Genomic DNA, 20,694 nt, shown 5'->3' on the forward strand with positions numbered 1-20,694 from the left:
CTAATACTTCTTTAACTGATTTATCTTGTGGAAATAATATTTTATCTAACTTAGATGTAAGTGCTAATACTTCTTTAACTGATTTATCATGTACTAATAATAATTTATCAAGTTTAAATGTAAGTTCTAACACTTTATTAACTAGTTTATATTGTTCTGATAATAACTTAACTAGTTTAGATGTAAGTTCTAACATTTTATTAACTAGTTTATATTGTTTTGATAATAACTTAACTAATTTTGATTTAACTTCTAATACTTCATTAACAGATTTAAGGTGTTCAAATAATAGTATAAAAGATTTAAATGTTAGTTCTAGTAATAATTTAGCTTATTTTGACTGTTCAGATAACGAATTAGTTAGTTTAAATATAAAGATTGGAAATAAATTTAAATTAAGAGGTTCTAATTTTTTAGCAACAAATAACCCTAATTTAACTTGTATTAATGTAGACGATGCTGCTTTTAGTACTTTAAATTTGAAAAATATAGATAGAGTTGTTAATTTTAGTGAAGATTGTAGTGGTACACATACAAATGATACTTATATAGAAGATACTAATTTTGAACAGAGCTTAATAGATTTAGGGTACGATACAGAATTAGATAATTATGTAACAACTGCTATTATAACTAGTATTTCAACTTTAAATATTAGTGGAAAATCTATAAAATCTATAAAAGGAATAGAATACTTTACAGGGTTAACTTCTCTAGATTGTTCAAATAATGAACTTAGTCAAATAAATTTAGAAAATAATGTAGAATTAGAAATTTTAAATTGTAGTTCAAATAATTTAACAAGTTTAGTATTAGATTCTAATATTGAATTAAGATGGTTAGATTGCAATAGTAATAATTTATTTGAATTGAATATAAAAAATGGAAATAATTCTAATTTTTCTTTTTTTAGTTCTTTTTTGAACTCAGATTTGGTGTGTATAGAAGTAGATAATACAAGTTTTAGTAATGAAAATTGGTTTAATATAAGTTCACAGATTACTTTTAGTGAAAATTGTGGTTCTTATAAAAAACCAGGTTATACTTATATACCAGATGATAATTTTGAACAAGCATTAATACAGTTTGGTTACGATAATTCAACAGATAATTATGTACTTACAGAAAATATTAGTGGTCTTACTGAGTTAAATCTATATTTTTTCAACATATCTAATTTAAAAGGAATAGAAGACTTTGTATCTTTAACTTCTTTAAATTGTTCAGTAAATAATTTTACTAGTTTAGATCTTAGTTCTAATACTGCTTTAACCACTTTAAATTGTACTAATAATAAAGAATTAACTAGTTTAAATATTAGTTCTAACACACTTTTAACAACGTTAAATTGTTATAATAATAGTTTAATAGATTTAAATGTTAGTTCTAATACTTTATTAACCTCTTTAAGTTGTTCTAGTAATAATTTATCTAATTTAGATATAAGTGCTAATTTATTATTAAACCAATTAAATTGTTCTACTAATTATTTAAACAGTTTAAATATTAATTCTAATACTCTATTAACCTCTTTAAGTTGTTCTAGTAATAATTTAACTAGTTTAGATATTGGTGCTAATTTATTATTAAATCAGTTAAATAGTTCTGTTAATTATTTAAGTAGTATAGATATTAGTAAAAATATAGATTTAATAGAATTAAATTGTTCAGATAATAATTTATCTAGTTTATATTTAAAAAATGGTAACAATACATTTTTTATAAAATTTAATGCAGTAAACAACCCTAATTTAAATTGTATAGAAGTAGATAATGCTGCTTATAGTACCACAAATTGGACAGATATTGATTCTCATACAAGTTTTAGTGAAGATTGTAGTGCAACAGCCTCTGTAGAAAAATTAGAAAAAGAGAGTTATTCATTGTATCCAAATCCATTTTCTGATAAAATCCATATTAAAAGTACTACTAGTATAGATGCAATTGTTATTACTACACTTCAAGGAAAAGAAATACTACGTACAAAAGAGATAACAGAAGAATTAGATGTATCTAACCTAAGTTCTGGTATGTATTTATTAAAACTAATTTTTGGAGCTAATATAGCTGTAGAAAAAATTATTAAAGAGTAATTATTACAGAGTTATTAATTTTGTTTATCATTAAAAAACCACCGTTAAAATCGGTGGTTTTTTGTTAAGTAGGCATTAGTTAATAATTATATCAGAAGTTTTTACATATCTTTGCAACATTATTCCGTTAACTACATGATGTAGTGTTCCATCTCCACCAATCGAAATAATATTTCTAAAACCTTTTTGAATAGCGTTTTGTACCAATTCAATCTCGTGTTTAGAAAACTTTGTAAAAGCAAAAGAAAAGTCTATTTTCTTGTTGTTTAATAATTGTTGAATTTCTTCCCATTGTTTAGAAAAGTTCCGATTTCCAGAAGTAGGATTTGCAATTATAAACCAAGATGTAGACATAAATAACAATTAAAGTAAAGCCAAAATACAATAATAGATTTATAACAATAATTTAATACAAGAATCTAGTAGATAATTGTAATTTGGTAACATAAATAAGAATTAATGACAAGAAAGAAGAAAAAAATATTTAAAAAGAAAGGTAGAGTTATAAAAGACTTAACAAGAAATATATTTAAAATTTTAAATGAAGACAGTGATAAGTTTTATAATTATAAACAAATTGCTGCAAAATTAAAGATTTCTGATACTGATGGAAAAACACAAGTATTAAAGAAATTGGCAGAATTAACTGCAACAAAAAAAATTATAGAAATAGACAGAGGTAAATTTAAAATTAATGCCGACAGAAAATATTCTATTGGTACCTTAGATGTAACTTCTAACGGAAATGGATATTTTATTTCTGATGATTATGAGAATGATATTTTTATTCCGAATATTAATTTAGGTAAAGGTTTACATAACGATACTGTAAAAGCGTATGTTTATAAAAAACGAAGTGGAAAAAAATTAGAAGCAGATGTTGTAGAAATTGTAGAACGTGCAAAAACAGAATTTGTGGGTGTTTTACAAAAAAATAAAAACTTTGGTTTTGTTGTACCAGATAACAACAAAATGTATGCAGATATTTTTATTTCTCAGAATAAAATGAATGGGGCAGAAGATGGAGATAAAGTACAAGCAACAATTACAGATTGGCCACAAAATTCTAAAAACCCATTTGGAAAAATTACTACAGTTTTAGGTAAACCAGGAGATCATAATACAGAAATGCATTCTATTTTATTAGAATACAATTTACCTTATGAGTTTGAACCAGAAGTAGAGCAAGAAGCAGAAAAATTACCAATAGAAATTACTCATAAAGAAATTTCTAAACGTAGAGATATGCGTAAAGATTTAACGTTTACCATAGATCCAAAAGACGCAAAAGATTTTGATGATGCATTATCATTCACAAAATTAGAAAATGGTAATTACGAAGTAGGAATTCATATTGCAGATGTTTCGCATTATTTACAACCAAAAACGATTTTAGATGATGAAGCTTATGATAGAGCAACCTCTGTTTATTTAGTAGATAGAGTAGTACCAATGTTACCAGAAATGTTAAGTAATGGCGTTTGTTCTTTAAGACCAAATGAAGAAAAATTAACATTTTCTGCGGTTTTTGAAATTAATGAAAAAGCACAAGTAGTAGGTGAGTGGTTTGGTAGAACAGTAACGTATTCAGATCAACGTTTTGCCTACGAAGAAGCACAATCTATTATAGAAAATGTAAAATTATCTGATACTTTTCAGCCGTATGTAATGCCAGAAGATATTTCTATTATTGATAAAGAATATACAGTAACTCCAGAAGTTGTAGAAGCTACTTTACAGTTAGATAAATTAGCAAAAATTCTTCGTAAAAAAAGAATGAAACAAGGCGCAATTTCTTTTGATAGAGTAGAAGTGAAGTTCAATTTAGATGAAGAAGCAAATCCTGTTGGTGTGTTCTTTAAAACATCTAAAGATGCTAATAAATTAATAGAAGAATTTATGTTATTAGCAAATAGAAAAGTAGCAGAATTTATTGGTAGTCATAAAGGAAAACCATCAAATAAAACATTTATTTACAGAGTGCATGATGAACCAGATGTAGAAAAATTAGCTTCTCTACAAAATATCATCAGTAAATTCGGTTATAAAATTAATACAGAATCTAAAGCTTCTACATCAGAATCTTTAAATCAGCTATTAAATGATGTAAATGGTAAAGCAGAATCTAATATGATAGAAACTTTAGCAATACGTTCTATGTCTAAAGCTGTATATACTACTCAAAATATAGGTCATTATGGTTTAGCTTTTGATTATTACAGCCATTTTACATCACCAATAAGACGTTATCCAGATGTAATGACACATAGATTACTTCAACATTATTTAGATGGTGGAGAATCTCCAAAAGCAGATTTATATGAAGAAAAATGTAAACATTCATCAAAAAGAGAAGAATTGGCATCAAAAGCAGAAAGATCTTCTATAAAATACATGCAAGTTAAATACATGCAAGACCATAAAGATGAAGTTTTTGATGGTGTAATAACAGGAGTTACAGAATGGGGAATTTATGTAGAAATATCTGCTAATAAATGTGAAGGAATGGTAAGAATTAGAGATATAAAAAGTGACTATTATATTTTTGATGAAAAGCAATATGCGATTGTTGGTCAATCTACAAAACACCTTTATCAATTAGGAGATGATGTTCAGGTTAAAGTAAAACATACAGATTTAGAACGTAAACATTTAGATTTTACTTTGATAGAAGAATAAAAAACAGCATTTTTGTCACAATAAAAGGTTAAAAAAGTCTTTATAGTGGTATACTTATTGATTTATACGTTGTAATTAAATATTAACAAGATGAAAAAAATAGTTTTTATATACACATTAGTATTTAGTTTTGCTATAGTAGCACAAACTAAAGTGAATAAAAATTTAGGAGATTATTCTACTTTAAAAGTCTTTAATGGTATAGAAGTAGAATTAATTAAATCTAAAGATCAGAAACTAGAAATTACTGGCGAAAAATCTGAAATGGTTAAAATTAAGAATGTAAATAATACTTTAAAAATATCTTTACCTTTTTCTTTAAAACCAGAAAATAATGCAGCAGAAGGTAAGGTTTTAGTAAAACTATTTTACAATAAAAATATTGCTATTATAGATGCTAACGAAGGTGCAACCATTACTAGTAAAGATGTAAATCAAGAAAAATTAGAAGTAAATGCTCAAGAAAGAGCTTTTATTAATCTAACAGCAACAGTTAAATATCTTAAAGTTAGAACTTCTTCTGGAGGAATTATAAAACTTACTGGTACTACAGATAACCAAGAAGTTAATGTAGATTTATATGGTATTTATAATGGTTTTAAAATGAAAACTACTGGTAACTCTAATGTATTTGCAGGTACAGGAGCTAAAGCAGAAGTTTTAGCAGGACAAACTTTAAGTGCAAAAGTAAGTTTTGGAGGTTCAATTTTTTATAAAGGTAACCCAGAAGTTGTAAAAGATAAAAAAGTAATAGGTGGTATTATTCAAAAAAGGAATTAACATCTGTTTGTGTTATACCCTTTTTTGTATCTTTGTAGTATTAAATTAAAGAAAACATGTATAGTTTATCAGTTTATTATGGAATGATAGGTGGGCCACAAGTAATTATTATTGTTGTGGTTATCCTTTTATTATTTGGAGGAAGAAAAATTCCTGAATTAATGAAAGGTTTAGGTAGTGGAATTAAAGAGTTTAAAAACGCTGCTAAAGAAGAAGAACCAGAAGAAAAATTAGATAATAAGAAGTAACAAGATAATTCTTGCATTATAAAAAAAGCTCAACCATTATAAGTTGAGCTTTTATTTTTAGTTCTTTTTCTTATTATAAGATGAAAGTTTATGTTTAATTTTTTTTAAACATAAACTTACTAATTTTAAAGTATAAAAAAAAGCTCAATTTGTTAAACAAGTTGAGCTTTTAGTTTTTTTAAATTAAAATATCCCCCAATATTATTAACTTAATTTTTGAGTTACAAATATAAATGTGAATATTCATATTATTAAATTTATGTTGTAAACAGGAAGGTTTTTAAGTTTTTTGGGATAAATGGGAAGCTTTAATGAAGTAAACTTTGTAATGATAGTTTAGAAAATTTTCTAGATACTGGTATATCTAATGGAATTACATCTGATTTTAATAAATAACCTCTTGCATTACCACTAATTTTAGATATATAATTAGAATTTACAATATAAGATTTATGACATCTTATAATAGTATCAAAGTTTTCTAATTCTACATTAATTTTAGTTAATGTAATTCTTAGAATTTGTTCTTTTAGTACATTATTTTTGTTAAGAAAAAAACTTGCATAATTTCCTTGTGATGTTATGTAAACCAAATCATTTATATTAAAAGATATTTGTTCTTTTTTATTATCTGAGTATAAAACAATATTTTCATCTAAGTTTTCTTCTTTTTTTGTTTTTTTCTCTTTTTTAAGTGTATTAATTTCTTCGGCCTTTTTTTCTCTTTTCTTTCTAACGTTTTGTTCATTTAAAAAAAGAAAAAATATCAATGGAATTGAAGAAACTAAAAAAGTAAAAACAATAAATAAAGGTAAACTTATTTTTTTTAGATTGTAAGGTTCTTTATACATTTCACCAAAATACCATATTAAAATAGCTGCAATAAGATTACCTATAATCATTAAAAAAATACTTCTTCCAGTTGTCCAACTATCCTCATTAAAATAATTTTTAAAAATTAAAGGAGGAATATATAGTGTAAAAAAAGCAGCTATAAAACCAATAAAACCAATTAAAATACTATAGGTTAAAATAATTTCAGAAAAAAATGCTAAATAAAAAGGTCTAAATATATATAAGAAACTAAAAGTAAAAAATCCAAGTATAAAACTAGATTTTAGTTTAAATTTTATTGTAGGATTAAAATAATAAGGTGTGGCTAACCAGTTAATAATTTTATTCATTAATAATGCAATTTTATTGCAAAAATATTTAAATTTAAAATACCTATTAAATTATATAATAGGTATTTTAAAAAAAATTACTCTTTTAATTTTTTAGTTTTCGCATTTTTCATAGCTTCTCCTATTTGATTACTTGCTGTAAAACTTGCAACCATATCATTAAGCATTTGACTACCTGCTTGTGGCGAGTTTGGTAATAAAATTAAGTTACTATTAGTTTCTTGCCCTATAGATTGTAAAGTATCATAATGTTGTGTTACTACAATTAAAGCAGATGCTTCTTGAGAATTGATACCTACTTTATTTAAAACTTCTACAGATTCTTCTAAACCACGTGCAATTTCACGTCTTTGGTCTGCAATACCTTGTCCTTGTAAACGTTTACTTTCTGCCTCTGCTTTTGCACGTTCTACAATTAAAATACGTTGTGCATCTCCTTCATATTGTGCAGCTACTTTTTCACGTTCAGAAGCATTAATTCTATTCATTGCTTCTTTAACTTGCGCATCAGGATCAATATCTGTTACTAAAGTTTTAATAATATCATAACCATACGTCATCATTGCATCATTTAATTCAGATTTTACAGCAATTGCAATATCATCTTTTTTAACAAAAACATCATCTAATTTCATTTTTGGTACTTCTGCACGTACAACATCAAAAACATAAGAAGTAATTTGATCATGAGGATAATCTAACTTATAAAAAGCATCATATACTTTATCTCTAATAACTTTATATTGTACAGATACTTTTAATTTTACAAATACATCATCTAATGTTTTTGTTTCTATAATTACATCTAATTGCTGAATTTTTAAACTTAATTTGCCAGCAATTCTATCAAAAACAGGAATTTTAAATCTTAGACCTGATTGTCTTATTGCATTAAATTTTCCAAATCGCTCAATAATAGCCGCTGTTTGTTGTTTTACTGTAAATACGGTTGCAAATAAAAAAAGACCTATAAAAACAATAATAATAATAAATGTAGGTGATAGCATAGTTATTTTTTTAAATTAAAAATTGAATTAAGTAAAGATACTGAATTTTAATAGTAATTTATTAGACGAATTTTAATAAAAATGTTACATTTTATTATAAAGAAAACCCTGTAAAAATATATTTTACAGGGTTTATAATTTGTTTTATAGATTAATTTAATCTTCTTTTTTTAAGAATGTGTGTCTTTTTTTATTGTACTTAAGCCACTTTTTATATTGTTTATCTGAAAGTAAATCTTTCATTTTAGAATATAATTTAACATCTGCTTCTTTTAAAATTAAAAATATTGGTTTTAAGTTTTCAGCCATTTTCTTTTGAACCTTTTGTTGATTAGAAAAATCTCCACTTGTTATAGCAGCTTTCTGAAAATTATCTACCATATCTTTTGTGCTTCTTATTAAAAAACTATTAATTCTTGTGATGTCTTTTATTTCTTTATTATAAGTAGTTAATATTTTAGAAAACTCTTTTCCTTCTTTAGAAGACAATTTTATACTTGTTTTTTTAGCAGATTTTTTAATATCATAATTAACAATACCTAAATATTTTTCTATTGGAAAATCTGGGTCAGCAGCTTTTTCTTGTACTTGTGGTAATTGTTGGCGTTGTCTACTATTTCCATACCCATATTGAGCTTGTGCTGTAAAACCACAAAATAGAATAATAAGTAAGATATATTTTTTCATAATTTATAATTTAGAAACTGCATTTTTTAGCCTTTGTATTGTAGCTTCTTTACCAATCATAGCAATAATATCAAATAAATGAGGTCCTGCTAATTTACCAACTAAAGACAATCTTAAAGGTTGCATTACTTTCCCAAAACCAATTTCCTTGTCAGAAATCCATTCTTTAACTTCTTTCTCTGTATTTTCTGATGAAAAATCTTCGATTGATGAAATTACGGTAATTAATTCATTCATTAAATCAGGAGTTCCTTCTTTCCAATTTTTCTTAGAAGCTTTTGCATCATATTCTGTTGGAGTTTCAAAAAAGAAACTAGATAAAGACCAAAAATCATTTACAAAAACAGCTCTTTCTTTTATTGCAGAAACAACTTTTAAAACAAATTCTTTGTCTTTTGTAATCCCTTTTTCAGTAAGAATTGGTAAGTATAAATCAGTCAATGATGCATCATCTTTTGTCTGCATATATTGTTGATTGAACCACTTTGCTTTATCCGGACTAAATTTTGCCCCAGATTTGCTCACTCTTTTTAAATCGAAAGCTTCTATTAAACCCTCTAAAGAGAAAATTTCTTGTTCTGTTCCAGGATTCCATCCTAAGAAAGCCAACATATTTATAAAAGCATCAGCAAAATAACCATCTTCTTTATATCCACGTGAAACATCACCAGTTTGTTCGTTTGTATATTCTAAAGGAAACACTGGGAAACCTAATTTATCACCATCACGTTTACTTAATTTTCCTTTACCAACAGGTTTTAAAATTAATGGTAAATGTGCAAATTTTGGAGTATTCCAACTAAAAGCTTTGTATAATAAAACGTGTAATGGCATTGATGGTAACCATTCTTCACCACGAATTACATGAGAGATTTCCATTAAATGATCATCAACAATATTTGCTAAATGATAGGTTGGCATTCCATCACCTTTAAATAAAATTTTATCATCTAAAGTATTGGTATCAATTTTAATATCTCCACGAATTTCATCATTCATTCGTAACAATTCATCTTGAGGAGTTTTAAAACGGATTACATAATTTTCGCCAGAATTAATTCTGTTTTGCACTTCTTCATCCGTTAAAACTAAAGAATTTACCAAACGTCCTTTTTCTCTATTATGCCAGTTATAAATAAAGGTTTTACCTTCTGCTTCATGTCCTTTTCTATGACCATCTAATTGTTCTGGAGTATCAAAACAATAATATGCCCAACCAGTTTTTATTAATTGATCTGCATATTGTTTGTATAATTCTTTACGTTCAGATTGTCTGTAAGGACCAAATTTTTCGTTTTTTCCTGGACCTTCATCAAAAGGAATATTACACCAGTCTAAAGCGTCTATAATATATTGTTCTGCATTTGCAACATAACGTGTTTGGTCTGTGTCTTCTATTCTTAAGACAAAAGTTCCATTATATTTTTTTGCAAATAAATAATTATACAAAGCTGTTCTTACACCACCAATATGTAGAGGTCCTGTAGGACTTGGTGCAAAACGAACGCGAACATTAGATTCCATTTTTTATGTTTTTTAATTCTCAATCTTAAAATTTAATGTCATTTTGAGCGGAATGAAACGAAGTCGAAAAATCTATTTATTATAGATTTCTCCATTTCAGTCGAAATGACAGACTATTTTACTTTTCTAGTAAAGCCTTTTTCTATTGCTGCAAAGATAGTTTTTAAATAAAAAGTTCGCTATCAATTTTTTAAATATTGTTTTGTCAATGTTGATAACATTGACACATAGAAAAACATAGTTTTTATAAGTTAGTAAAACAAAAAAACCTCACTAATTAGTAAGGCTTGTATTATATAGTTTTAACAGTTTTCATCTATCCATTTATATAGATCTTTTAATGTTAAACCCATGGTTCTCAAATTTGTCTGAAGATGGAAAGCGGGTATTTCCTTATCTTTTTCTCTATGAGTAATTGTTCTGAAACAATTAGGACATTTATAATGGTCGTGTGAAGCTTTAGTTCTTTGGTATTTGCAATTTTTTGATTCAAGAAACTTCAACCAATGTTTTGTTTTTACTGGTCTATTGTTTCCCATTTAAGCTACACTTTCAAAATATTTGACTTTAGGGTGCTCCAAGTTTTGTAGAATACCATTTTCATCAACAAATGCTTTAGACAATCTTCTTTTGAATAATTTCTGACTATCCCAACCCAATTCTTTTAGGTATTTTATTCTTTCTGAAAGCTTTAATTTATTTAAATCTTCAGCAAACAAATTAAGATTATGTTCAAAAGATTTTTCAGCTTCTTCTGGAGTATTTCCATAACCACTAACATTTAAAGAAGGAGAAACTTCAATCCAAAAATCACCATCTTTACCACCAATAGTATTTATTTTAACAGAAAACTTAACGTTTGAAATATGTATTTCTTCTTTACCTAAAGAGTTTGGAGTAACACTTCTTTCTACTAGTTTAATATCCATAACTAAACAATTTTTATAAAACAAATGTAAACAAGTTTAATATTATGTTCATAACTTTTTAACATTTTTATGAAATAATCTAGACTAATGTATGCTATATTTTCAACACCTTTAATAGGTTTCTTATAATTAATCTAAAACTTCTTATAAACTCCAACAGATAAAGCAACTTGTTTTGCCACATTGTTACCAAAAAATGCTGCTGGTAAACTTGCTGTCATTCCAAAATTATCAGAAAATTCTCCAATTGCTTTTACACCAACAACTCCATATTCTTGGTCGTTTACATACAAACCTGTTGCTAAATTTGAATTAGGCAAAACAACAGTTCCATTTTTAAAGGATTTTTCAATATCTAAAAAAGCAATTAACCAAATGTGTTTGGAAACTTTGTGCCCATATTCTCCACCAATTTTAAGGTTAGAAGAGTAGTTGTTTGTTTTTATTTTTGAACCAATAAACGTTTGTAAATATGCTTTGTTAAAACTTTTTCCTGTTATAAAAAGGGGAGTAAAAGTAAATGCATTATAACCAGTTCTTATTCCAGAATTTGCATCAAAAGAACTCGTATTAGCTTCCACAGAAAACTGACCAGAAAGCAACCAATCTTTTTTATAAAAATTATGTTTTATACCAATTTCTATGTTTCCTAAAGTGGTTTCTTTATGTTCAATAGCGTTACAAGGAGTTGTAACACAAACAACATTTTGATCAAATGAAATCGATTTTAAAGGTAAATTTACAATCAACGTAGTTTTATCAGAAAGACCATATTCTCCATAAAATTGAAGCGTATTATCAGATATTTTTCCTTCAATTTTATAATCAGGATCTCCAAATAATTCATCATAATTAGAAATAGTTGAAAATGAAATTTGTGTGTAAAATTTCCCTTTTTCTTGTGTCCAAGGTCCTTGAGAAAATGCTGAAATACTTATAAATAGAATTAGAAAACTCGCTATTTGTTTCATTTTAGTTGATTTTTTAACCTTAGTTGAATAAATATAGAAATACTTACAAATCGTTTTAACAGTTATTTGATTGCGTATCAATGTAAAAATAGTATTTTTAAAAGCTAATTATGACAGGATTTAAGAACATTGAACAAAAATTACATCAATTTACTCGTAAATACTATACTAGTGAATTGATAAAAGGAAGTATTCTATTTCTTTCTTTAGGATGTTTGTACTTATTTTTTACCTTGTTTTTAGAATATTTTTTATGGCTAAAACCAACAGCAAGAACCGTTTTATTTTGGGTGTTTTTAGTAGTTGAATTATTTCTACTTATTCGATTTATTTTCTTACCTATTTTTAAATTAATAGGTTTACGAAAAGGAATTTCTTTTGAACAGTCTTCAAAAATTATTGGAAGTCATTTTCCAGAAGTTCAAGATAAATTATTGAATGTTTTGCAATTAAAAAAAAACACCAATCAGTCAGATTTATTATTAGCAAGTATCAATCAAAAAGCAGCTGAATTACAACCAATACCATTTGTAAAAGCAGTAGATTTTACTCAAAATAAAAAGTATTTAAAATATGCAATAATTCCTGTTGTAATTTTGATAACTACTTTATTTACAGGAACAAATAGCGCTCTTACTCAAAGTTTAGAACGTGTTGTAAATCATAGAGTTAGCTATAGTCCTCCAGCACCATTTTTATTTTCTTTAGATAATTCTAATCTAAAAGTTGTTCAAGGAAAATCTATTACTATTTTGGTAAATACAGTTGGAAACGTCTTGCCAAGTGAAGCAAAAATCCATTTTGAAAACCAACAATATTTTTTACAGAATAATAGTAATGGAGCTTTTTCTTATACATTTTCTGATGTTCAAAAATCGATTGATTTTTATATTGAAGCAAACGGAATAGAATCTCAAGAATATAGAATTGAGGTTATAAAAACACCAACAATTAATAACATTTCTTTAGATATTAAATATCCCAGATATTTAAGAAAAAGAAATGAAACTATTAAAAATTCTGGAAATATTATTGTACCAGAAGGAACTAGAATTACTTGGAATGTATATGCAAATCAAACCGATTCAGTGGCTTTTATCAACAATAAAAAAAGAGATTTTTTTGAAACTGTTTCTGATAATAATTTCAAATATTCAAAAAAAATTCAAAATGCACTGAATTATCAAATTGCATCATCAAACAAAAAATTAAAAGATTTTGAAAATTTACAGTTTTCTGTGGATGTTGTAAAAGATGAATCTCCAACAATTTCTGTGGAATCTAATATTGATAGTATTTCACGTGGAACAGCACAATTTGCTGGTCAAATTTCTGATGATTATGGTCTTCAGAAATTACAAATTGTGTATTATGATGATATCAATCCTGAAATTCAAAAAACATTTGATTTACAAATATCCAAGGAGAACATTCAAACATTTTTTTATCAGTTTCCTGATGGATTAAATTTAACGAAAGGAGTTAATTATGAATTGTTTTTTCAGGTTTTTGATAACGATGCTGTAAACGGAAATAAAAAAGCAAAGAGTAAAGTTTTTAATTATCGACAAAAAACGATTGCAGAAGTAGAGCAGGAGTTGTTACAAGAACAAAGAAATACCATTAATAATATTGAAAATTCTATTCAGAAACAACAAAAACAAAATTTAGAATTAGATAAAGTTCAGAAAGATTTACAAGTTAAAAAGAAGATAAATTGGACCGATAAAAAGAAGATTCAGAAATTTGTAGAACGTCAGAATAATTATAATAAAATGATGCAACGTCAAACAGATAAGTTGCAAGAAAATTTAGAAGAGAAGAAAGAAACAAATGAGAATCTTCAGAATAAAAAAGAAGAACTAAAAAAGAGAATAGCAGAACTAAAGAAGTTAGAAAAGCAACAAAAGTTGTTAGATGAAATTCAAAAAATGGCAGAAAAACTAAACAAAGAAGATTTAGTCAAAAAAGCCAAAGAATTAGCGCAACAAAATAAACAACAAGAAAGAAGTTTAGAACGAATTTTAGAATTAACAAAACGCTTTTACGTTGAGCAAAAAACAATGCAAATTGCAGACAAAATTGATAAATTATCTAAAAAGCAAGAAGAACTTTCAACCCAAAAAGAACACAATTTAGAAGCTCAAAATGAAATTAAAAAGGAGTTCAATGAAATTAAAAAAGAATTAGAAGATCTTAAAAAAGATAATGAGAAGTTAAAAGAACCTATAGACCTTCCAGACGTTGAAGATGAAAAAGAAGACATAGATGATGAACTAAAAAAGTCTGAAGAAAATCTTTCTAAAGAGAATAATTCTGATGCAAAAAGTAGTCAAAAAAAATCATCAAAAAAGATGAAACAAATGAGTGCTAAAATGCAAAAATCTATGATGGAAATGCAAGGTGAATCTATGGAAGAAAACATGGATGATTTGCGTAAAATTTTAGAAAATTTAGTCATTTTTTCTTTCAAGCAAGAAAACTTAATGTATAAGTTTCAAGAAACTTCAACTTCGCATCCAGATTTTGGTAAAGATTTAAAAAGACAAAATCAATTAAAAACCTATTTTGAACATATAGATGATAGTTTGTATGTTTTATCTATGCGTTTGCCAAAAATTTCTGCAAAAATTAAAGACGATTTATCTACTACATATTATAATTTAGAACAATCTTTAGATAATTTTTCTGAAAATCGTTTTTCAAACGGAGTTTCAAATCAACGTTATGTAATGACTGCTGTAAATAATTTAGCTGATTATTTAAGTAATATTTTAAATAGCATGAAAAACGCTATGTCCATGAAAATGGGCAAAGGAAAGAGTGGAAAAGGAAAAGGTTTTAGCTTACCAGATTTGATAAAAAAACAAGAAGGTTTATCAAAAAAAATGGAGAAAGGAATGCAAAAAGGAAATAAACCTGGTGACAAAAATAGCAAAGGTAAAGAAGGTAAGAAACCTGTTGAAAAAGGAAAACCTGGAGAGAAAGGTAAAAATGGTAAAAAAGGTAAAGGTGAAAAAACAGGAGAAAATGGAAATAGAAATGGTAATGGAGAAGGACAATCTAATGATGATTTAGATGGAGAAATCTATGAAATTTATAAACAACAAAGTTTATTAAGACAAGAATTACAAAACCAGATTAATCAAACTGAAACTAATAATAATGCCGTAAATTCTGAAGCAAGAAAAGCCTTAAAAAAGATGGAAGATCTAGAAAATGAAATTTTAGAAAAAGGTTTTAATGCTAGTACACTTCAAAAAATGCAAAATTTAAATTATGAATTGCTAAAATTAGACAAGGCAGCTTTAGAACAAGGAAAAGATAAAAAGCGAAAATCAACTTCTAATTTAAAGGAGTTTGAAAAAAGAAATATAAAAGCATTACAATTTAAAAAGCTGTTTTATAATCAAACAGAAATATTAAATAGACAATCATTACCTTTGCAGCAAAATTATAAAAATAAAGTTAGAGCATATTTTTCTAGCAATAAGAAAGCTTAGGCATGATTACTTTTAATTACGAAACTTCATTTCAATTAAACAATGAAAATATTTTAGAATATTGGATAGAAACTGTTGTATCGAAACAAGATTTTAGTATTGGAGAAATTAATTATATTTTTTGTGATGATGAGTATCTCCATAAACTAAATGTTGAGTTTTTACAACATGACACACTTACAGATGTTATTAGTTTTGATAATACATTAGGAAAATTAATTAGTGGAGATATTTTTATTTCTATAGAAAGAGTTAAGGACAATGCTTCAGACTATAAAGTTTCTTTTGAAGATGAATTGCACAGAGTAATGATTCATGGAGTTTTACATTATATGGGTTTTAAAGATAAATCTGATAATGAAAAACTAGAGATGAGAAATCAAGAAAACAGTGCTTTATTGGTTTTAAATAATTGATAATCAATTTAATATATTAAAAGTTTCACGTGGAACGTTAAATTATGAGTTTATTTACAACAACATATGATGTAATTGTAGTAGGAGGGGGGCATGCAGGAAGTGAAGCTGCAGCATCTGCTGCTAATATGGGTGCACGCACCTTATTAATTACAATGAATTTGCAAAACATTGCACAAATGAGTTGTAATCCTGCAATGGGAGGTATTGCAAAAGGTCAAATTTTAAGAGAAATTGATGCTTTAGGAGGTTATAGTGGAGTTGTTACAGATAAAACTGCTATTCAGTTTAAGATGTTAAACAAATCTAAAGGACCTGCAATGTGGAGTCCAAGAGCGCAATCAGATAGAATGCAATTTGCAGAATGTTGGAGAACAATGTTAGAGCAAACAGCAAATGTTGATTTTTATCAAGATTCTGTAAACGGATTATTGTTTGATGGAAATAAAATTATTGGTGTAAAAACGGCTTTAGGTTTAGAAATAAAAGCAAAGACAGTTGTAATAACTGCTGGTACTTTTTTAAATGGTTTAATTCATATTGGTGATAAAAGTTTTGGAGGAGGTAGAGCAGGAGAAGGAGCTTCTACAGGAATCACAGAAGATTTAGTTGCTAAGGGTTTTGAATCTGGAAGAATGAAAACAGGAACACCTCCAAGAGTAGATGGTAGGTCTTTAGATTATTCTAAAATGATTGAACAACCTGGAGATGAAATTACAGAGAAGTTTTCTTATCTGCCAACTACAAAGCCATTACAAAAACAACGTTCTTGTTGGTTAACTTATACAAACCCTAAAGTGCATGATTTATTACGTGAAGGGTTTGATAGATCACCAATGTTTAATGGAAGAATTAAATCTACTGGGCCAAGATATTGTCCTTCTGTAGAAGATAAAATAGATCGTTTTGCAACTAAAGACAGACATCAAATGTTTATTGAGCCAGAAGGTTGGGCTACTTGTGAAATGTATGTAAATGGTTTTTCTACTTCTTTACCAGAAGATATTCAAGATAAAGCAATTCGTGCTGTATCAGGTTTTGAAAATGTAAAATTTTTAAGATATGGTTATGCTATAGAATATGATTATTTTCCACCGACACAATTAACACATTCTTTAGAAACTAAGATTATAGAGAATTTGTTTTTTGCAGGTCAAATTAATGGCACAACTGGTTATGAAGAAGCAGCTGCTCAAGGATTAATGGCGGGTGTAAATGCTGCTTTAAAAGTACAGGAAAAAGAGCCATTTATACTTAAAAGGAATGAAGCTTATATTGGTGTTTTAGTTGATGATTTAATAACGAAAGGTACAGAAGAACCTTATAGAATGTTTACATCTAGAGCAGAATATAGAACATTACTAAGACAAGATAATGCCGATTTAAGATTAACACCAATTGCTTTTAAATTAGGTTTAGCATCTAAAGAAAGAATGGATCGTGTTATTGAGAAGCAAGAAAAAGCGGATTTATTAATTAGTTTTTTACAAAAAACAAGTGTAAAACAAGAAGAGATAAATCCTATTTTAAAAGCTAAAAATTTAGCTTTAATCAATCAATCTATGAAGCTCTACAAAATTGCAGCAAGACCACAATTAGAGTTTTCTGATTTTAAAAGTGTAAATAAATTAAATACTTTTTTAGAAGAAAATGCTATTGATAAAGAAGTAATAGAACAAGCAGTAATACATTTAAAGTATTCTGGATATATCGAAAAAGAAAAAAATAATGCAGATAAATTAAATAGATTAGAGAATGTTATGATTCCTTCTAAGTTTGATTATCAAAAAGTAAAATCTCTATCTTTTGAAGCAAGAGAAAAGTTAAGTAAAATACAACCAACATCTATATCACAAGCCAGTAGAATTAGTGGTGTTTCCCCCAGTGATATTTCTGTTCTTCTTGTATATATGGGAAGGTAAAAAAGAAAAAAATGCTGATGTTCCACGAGGAACAATTTATTAAAAAGAATAAATATGGGGAAAAAAAGAGGTCTTCAAAAAAAGTTACAACCTTTTTTGAATTGTAAAGATTTTACAGTTTCTAAAGAAACTTATGAGGTAATGTTAAATAAAGACTACGATATGTTGGTAACATCTCCTATACCTGTAGATTTAGAAAATTATTATAAAAGTGAAGATTATATATCACATACAGATAGTAAAAAATCATTTTTTGATAAAGTATATCAAGTTGTAAAAAATTACACTTTAAAAAGAAAATTATCTTTAATTAATTCTTTTAAAACAGATTCAAAAACCATTTTAGATATTGGAGCAGGTACAGGAGATTTTTTAAAAGTTTGTAAAAATAATGGTTGGACAGTAGAGGGAATTGAACCCAATATTGATGCTATAAATAATGCTGCACAAAAAGAAGTTTTTTTAAAAGATAGTATAGATAAAGTAGATAAAACAAAATATGATATTATTACTCTTTGGCATGTCTTAGAACATGTAGAAATGCTTTCAGATTATATTACAAAATTAAAAAACCTTCTAAAAGATAATGGTAAATTAATAATTGCTGTTCCAAATTTTAAAAGTTATGATGCTAAATTTTATAAAGAGTTTTGGGCAGCTTTTGATGTTCCAAGACATCTTTGGCATTTCTCTCAAACTTCAATTCATAAGATTTTTTCTGAAGAAGATATGATTGTTGAAAAAACATTGCCCATGAAATTTGATGCTTATTATGTGTCTTTATTAAGTGAAAAATATAAGTCAGAAAAAATGAAACCTATACATGCTTTTTACAGAGGTTTTCTATCAAATTTAAAAGCAAGAAAGACTTCTGAGTATTCTTCTTTAATTTACGTCCTTAAAAAGTATTAAAAATAATTTTAAATAGTTTTTTTTCGTATTTAGATTCTTAAAGATGTAATTTACTTACCAAAAATAATAAAGCTCTTAAAACGTCTGTTTTGAGAGCTTTATTTATAAATATTATTTATAGAGATGTTAAATAAGTATCATTTTTAACTATTTAATAAATAAACACCACAAAGAGTAATAATAAAATAGACTCCTAAAGACATTGCTCCTGGATAATCTTTTGCCAATCGTTGACCAATAAGCATAAAAATAATTGAGAGTGCAGAAAGCTCTATTCCAACTAAAGCAATTTCTTTTAAGCCTAAGGTGTAAATTTGATAAACTCCAATAATCATTAAAAGAGATGCTATAATTTCAATTATTAATAGAATTGCTAATAAAAAAGAAACATGATTTTTTAATATAGAGTTTTTAAAGTGATCTGTAATATAAGCAACATTACCTTTCCAATCAGAAATTTTTTCTATTGCAGATATAGCATAAGTAATAATTAAAAATAATAAGATTAATACTTCTGTTGGATGATTAGAAAGTACCTTCATTTTTATCTACCAGTAATATTTTTTAGAAAATTTTTTACTTTAGAAGTAGCCTCTTTAATTTCTTCTTGAGCATCTTCTGCTAAATCTGCTAAATGTTCTGCTGCTTCACTTGCAAATTCTGATCCTTTTTCAGAAATAATATCGAAAGCTTCTTTAGCATCTTCAGAAAACTCTGTTGCCTTTTCTTTAGCTACTTCTTTATATTCTTCTGCTTTTTGTTTTACTTTTTCTACATTTTCATCAGAAAAAGCATCATTTATTTTTTCTTTGGTAGATTCTAATATTTTTTTTGCAGAATCTTTTATATCAGCTACACTATCTTTATTTTTTTCTTGTGATGATGTAAATGATTTATTTTCTTCTTTTTTATAGATTAAACTTTTCTTGTATAACATAATTATTTGATTTTCAGTTTATTATAATTTATTTTACTATTTAAATGCTTGGTCTATTGGTTCCCAAAGCTCAATTTTATTTCCTTCATTATCTAAAATCCACCCGAATTTTCCATATTCATATTCCTCTATTTCACCAACAATGGTAACACCTTCTTTTTTTAATTCTTTTAATAAATCTACTAAATTTTCAACTCTATAATTAAACATAAAGTCTTTTTTTGATGGCTCAAAATATTTAGTGTCTTTTGCAAACGGACTCCATTGTGTAGAACATTTTTTTCCATCTTTATCTTTCCACCAAAAAGTACAACCCCAATCATCTGTATTAAAACCTAAATGATTTTTATACCACTCTTTTGATGCTTTTGAATCATCAGATTTAAAAAACAAACCACCAATACCTGTTACTCTATTTTTCATAATTATTTCTTTTTTATATTTGTTTCGTAAATTTCTATCCAGCTTTTAGCACTTAATTTTGTGCATAATTCTCCAATAAGTTTAAAAGGAATTTCATCAAACTTTTTAAAACGAATACAACTTTTACCTATATCTAATTTTCGTTTACAGTGTTTTGGATATTCAGCCACAAACCAATCATAAATTTCTGGTACTGCATAAATGCCATTATGATATAAATTTACGGAGTTTTTTTGTGATGCAAAACTTATAAAAGGCAAAGGTTCTTTTGGTTTGCAATGATAGCCATCTGGATAAATAGAATGAGGAACATAGTAACCAATCATTCCATATTGTATGCCTTCTTCAAAAGATTTAGGTAAATTATCGTTGATTGTTTTACGTAATTTTTTTAAAGTTTCTTGTTGTTCTTCAGAAACTTGAGAGATGTAATCTTCTGGTGTTGTGGCTTTGTATTGCATAACATCTTATTTTGATGT

19 protein-coding genes are annotated in these 20,694 nt (G+C 26.5%); 8 read left to right on the forward strand and 11 right to left on the reverse strand.

What is annotated here, in order from left to right; translation table 11 throughout:
* Nucleotides 1–2,093 (forward strand): T9SS type A sorting domain-containing protein (locus tag ABJG40_RS12935; protein ID WP_348025005.1); only part of this gene is annotated, 2,093 nt, incomplete at its 5' end.
* A 75-nt stretch (nucleotides 2,094–2,168) separates the two neighbouring features.
* Here the strand turns inward: ABJG40_RS12935 and ABJG40_RS12940 are convergent.
* Entirely contained in the window at nucleotides 2,169–2,447 is a 279-nt protein-coding gene (locus ABJG40_RS12940) for an acylglycerol kinase family protein (protein WP_348025006.1), read from the reverse strand.
* A 105-nt stretch (nucleotides 2,448–2,552) separates the two neighbouring features.
* Here ABJG40_RS12940 and rnr point away from each other — a divergent pair, with 105 nt between their 5' ends.
* The 3 genes from rnr to tatA all read left to right on the forward strand — a co-directional run bounded on the left by rnr (nucleotide 2,553) and on the right by tatA (nucleotide 5,800).
* A complete protein-coding gene (rnr, locus tag ABJG40_RS12945) occupies nucleotides 2,553–4,772 on the forward strand; it encodes a ribonuclease R (protein ID WP_348025007.1) in 2,220 nt (739 codons plus the stop codon).
* Between the two features lie 90 nt (nucleotides 4,773–4,862).
* Complete coding sequence (locus tag ABJG40_RS12950) at nucleotides 4,863–5,552, forward strand: head GIN domain-containing protein (RefSeq protein WP_348025008.1); 690 nt, start codon at nucleotides 4,863–4,865, stop codon at nucleotides 5,550–5,552.
* A 56-nt stretch (nucleotides 5,553–5,608) separates the two neighbouring features.
* Nucleotides 5,609–5,800 (forward strand): twin-arginine translocase TatA/TatE family subunit, encoded by a 192-nt coding sequence (tatA, locus tag ABJG40_RS12955; RefSeq protein WP_348025009.1) that lies wholly within the window; start codon nucleotides 5,609–5,611, stop codon nucleotides 5,798–5,800.
* Between the two features lie 308 nt (nucleotides 5,801–6,108).
* Here tatA and ABJG40_RS12960 read toward each other — a convergent pair whose 3' ends face one another.
* From ABJG40_RS12960 to ABJG40_RS12985, 6 genes are all read right to left on the reverse strand, one after another.
* Complete coding sequence (locus ABJG40_RS12960) at nucleotides 6,109–6,984, reverse strand: LytTR family transcriptional regulator DNA-binding domain-containing protein (RefSeq protein ID WP_348025010.1); 876 nt, start codon at nucleotides 6,982–6,984, stop codon at nucleotides 6,109–6,111.
* Between the two features lie 77 nt (nucleotides 6,985–7,061).
* The gene (locus ABJG40_RS12965) at nucleotides 7,062–7,991 is read right to left on the reverse strand and encodes an SPFH domain-containing protein (RefSeq protein WP_348025011.1); all 930 of its coding nucleotides are present in this window, start codon (nucleotides 7,989–7,991) and stop codon (nucleotides 7,062–7,064) included.
* Between the two features lie 156 nt (nucleotides 7,992–8,147).
* Nucleotides 8,148–8,678 (reverse strand): hypothetical protein, encoded by a 531-nt coding sequence (locus ABJG40_RS12970; protein ID WP_348025012.1) that lies wholly within the window; start codon nucleotides 8,676–8,678, stop codon nucleotides 8,148–8,150.
* A 3-nt stretch (nucleotides 8,679–8,681) separates the two neighbouring features.
* Nucleotides 8,682–10,202 (reverse strand): glutamate--tRNA ligase, encoded by a 1,521-nt coding sequence (gene gltX, locus ABJG40_RS12975; RefSeq protein ID WP_348025013.1) that lies wholly within the window; start codon nucleotides 10,200–10,202, stop codon nucleotides 8,682–8,684.
* Between the two features lie 539 nt (nucleotides 10,203–10,741).
* Nucleotides 10,742–11,131, reverse strand: coding sequence for a hypothetical protein (locus ABJG40_RS12980; RefSeq protein ID WP_348025014.1), 390 nt, complete (start codon nucleotides 11,129–11,131; stop codon nucleotides 10,742–10,744).
* A 134-nt stretch (nucleotides 11,132–11,265) separates the two neighbouring features.
* Nucleotides 11,266–12,102 (reverse strand): hypothetical protein, encoded by an 837-nt coding sequence (locus tag ABJG40_RS12985; protein ID WP_348025015.1) that lies wholly within the window; start codon nucleotides 12,100–12,102, stop codon nucleotides 11,266–11,268.
* 110 nt (nucleotides 12,103–12,212) lie between these two features.
* Between ABJG40_RS12985 and ABJG40_RS12990 the strand changes: the two genes are divergently transcribed.
* From ABJG40_RS12990 to ABJG40_RS13005, 4 genes are read left to right on the forward strand one after another with little or no spacing between them, the layout of a single operon-like run.
* A complete protein-coding gene (locus ABJG40_RS12990; RefSeq protein ID WP_348025016.1) occupies nucleotides 12,213–15,605 on the forward strand; it encodes a DUF4175 family protein in 3,393 nt (1,130 codons plus the stop codon).
* Between the two features lie 2 nt (nucleotides 15,606–15,607).
* Entirely contained in the window at nucleotides 15,608–16,021 is a 414-nt protein-coding gene (gene ybeY, locus ABJG40_RS12995) for an rRNA maturation RNase YbeY (RefSeq protein ID WP_348025017.1), read from the forward strand.
* Nucleotides 16,022–16,065: 44 nt separating this feature from the next.
* Complete coding sequence (gene mnmG, locus ABJG40_RS13000) at nucleotides 16,066–17,943, forward strand: tRNA uridine-5-carboxymethylaminomethyl(34) synthesis enzyme MnmG (RefSeq protein WP_348025018.1); 1,878 nt, start codon at nucleotides 16,066–16,068, stop codon at nucleotides 17,941–17,943.
* Between the two features lie 54 nt (nucleotides 17,944–17,997).
* Entirely contained in the window at nucleotides 17,998–18,855 is an 858-nt protein-coding gene (locus ABJG40_RS13005) for a class I SAM-dependent methyltransferase (protein ID WP_348025019.1), read from the forward strand.
* 143 nt (nucleotides 18,856–18,998) lie between these two features.
* Here the strand turns inward: ABJG40_RS13005 and ABJG40_RS13010 are convergent, their stop codons facing one another.
* Genes ABJG40_RS13010 through ABJG40_RS13025 form a run of 4 tightly spaced genes read right to left on the reverse strand, consistent with a single transcriptional unit; the run spans nucleotide 18,999 to nucleotide 20,676 of the window.
* Nucleotides 18,999–19,397: a DoxX family protein gene (locus ABJG40_RS13010; RefSeq protein ID WP_348025020.1), complete on the reverse strand. Its 399-nt coding sequence runs from the start codon at nucleotides 19,395–19,397 to the stop codon at nucleotides 18,999–19,001.
* A gap of 2 nt (nucleotides 19,398–19,399) precedes the next feature.
* Nucleotides 19,400–19,792: a hypothetical protein gene (locus ABJG40_RS13015; RefSeq protein ID WP_348025021.1), complete on the reverse strand. Its 393-nt coding sequence runs from the start codon at nucleotides 19,790–19,792 to the stop codon at nucleotides 19,400–19,402.
* Nucleotides 19,793–19,828: 36 nt separating this feature from the next.
* Complete coding sequence (locus tag ABJG40_RS13020; protein ID WP_348025022.1) at nucleotides 19,829–20,215, reverse strand: VOC family protein; 387 nt, start codon at nucleotides 20,213–20,215, stop codon at nucleotides 19,829–19,831.
* Between the two features lie 2 nt (nucleotides 20,216–20,217).
* Entirely contained in the window at nucleotides 20,218–20,676 is a 459-nt protein-coding gene (locus tag ABJG40_RS13025) for a DUF1801 domain-containing protein (RefSeq protein WP_348025023.1), read from the reverse strand.
* Between the last annotated feature and the right edge of the window lie 18 nt (nucleotides 20,677–20,694).

The organism is Polaribacter sp. (assembly GCF_039939415.1).
GTDB lineage: Bacteria > Bacteroidota > Bacteroidia > Flavobacteriales > Flavobacteriaceae > Polaribacter.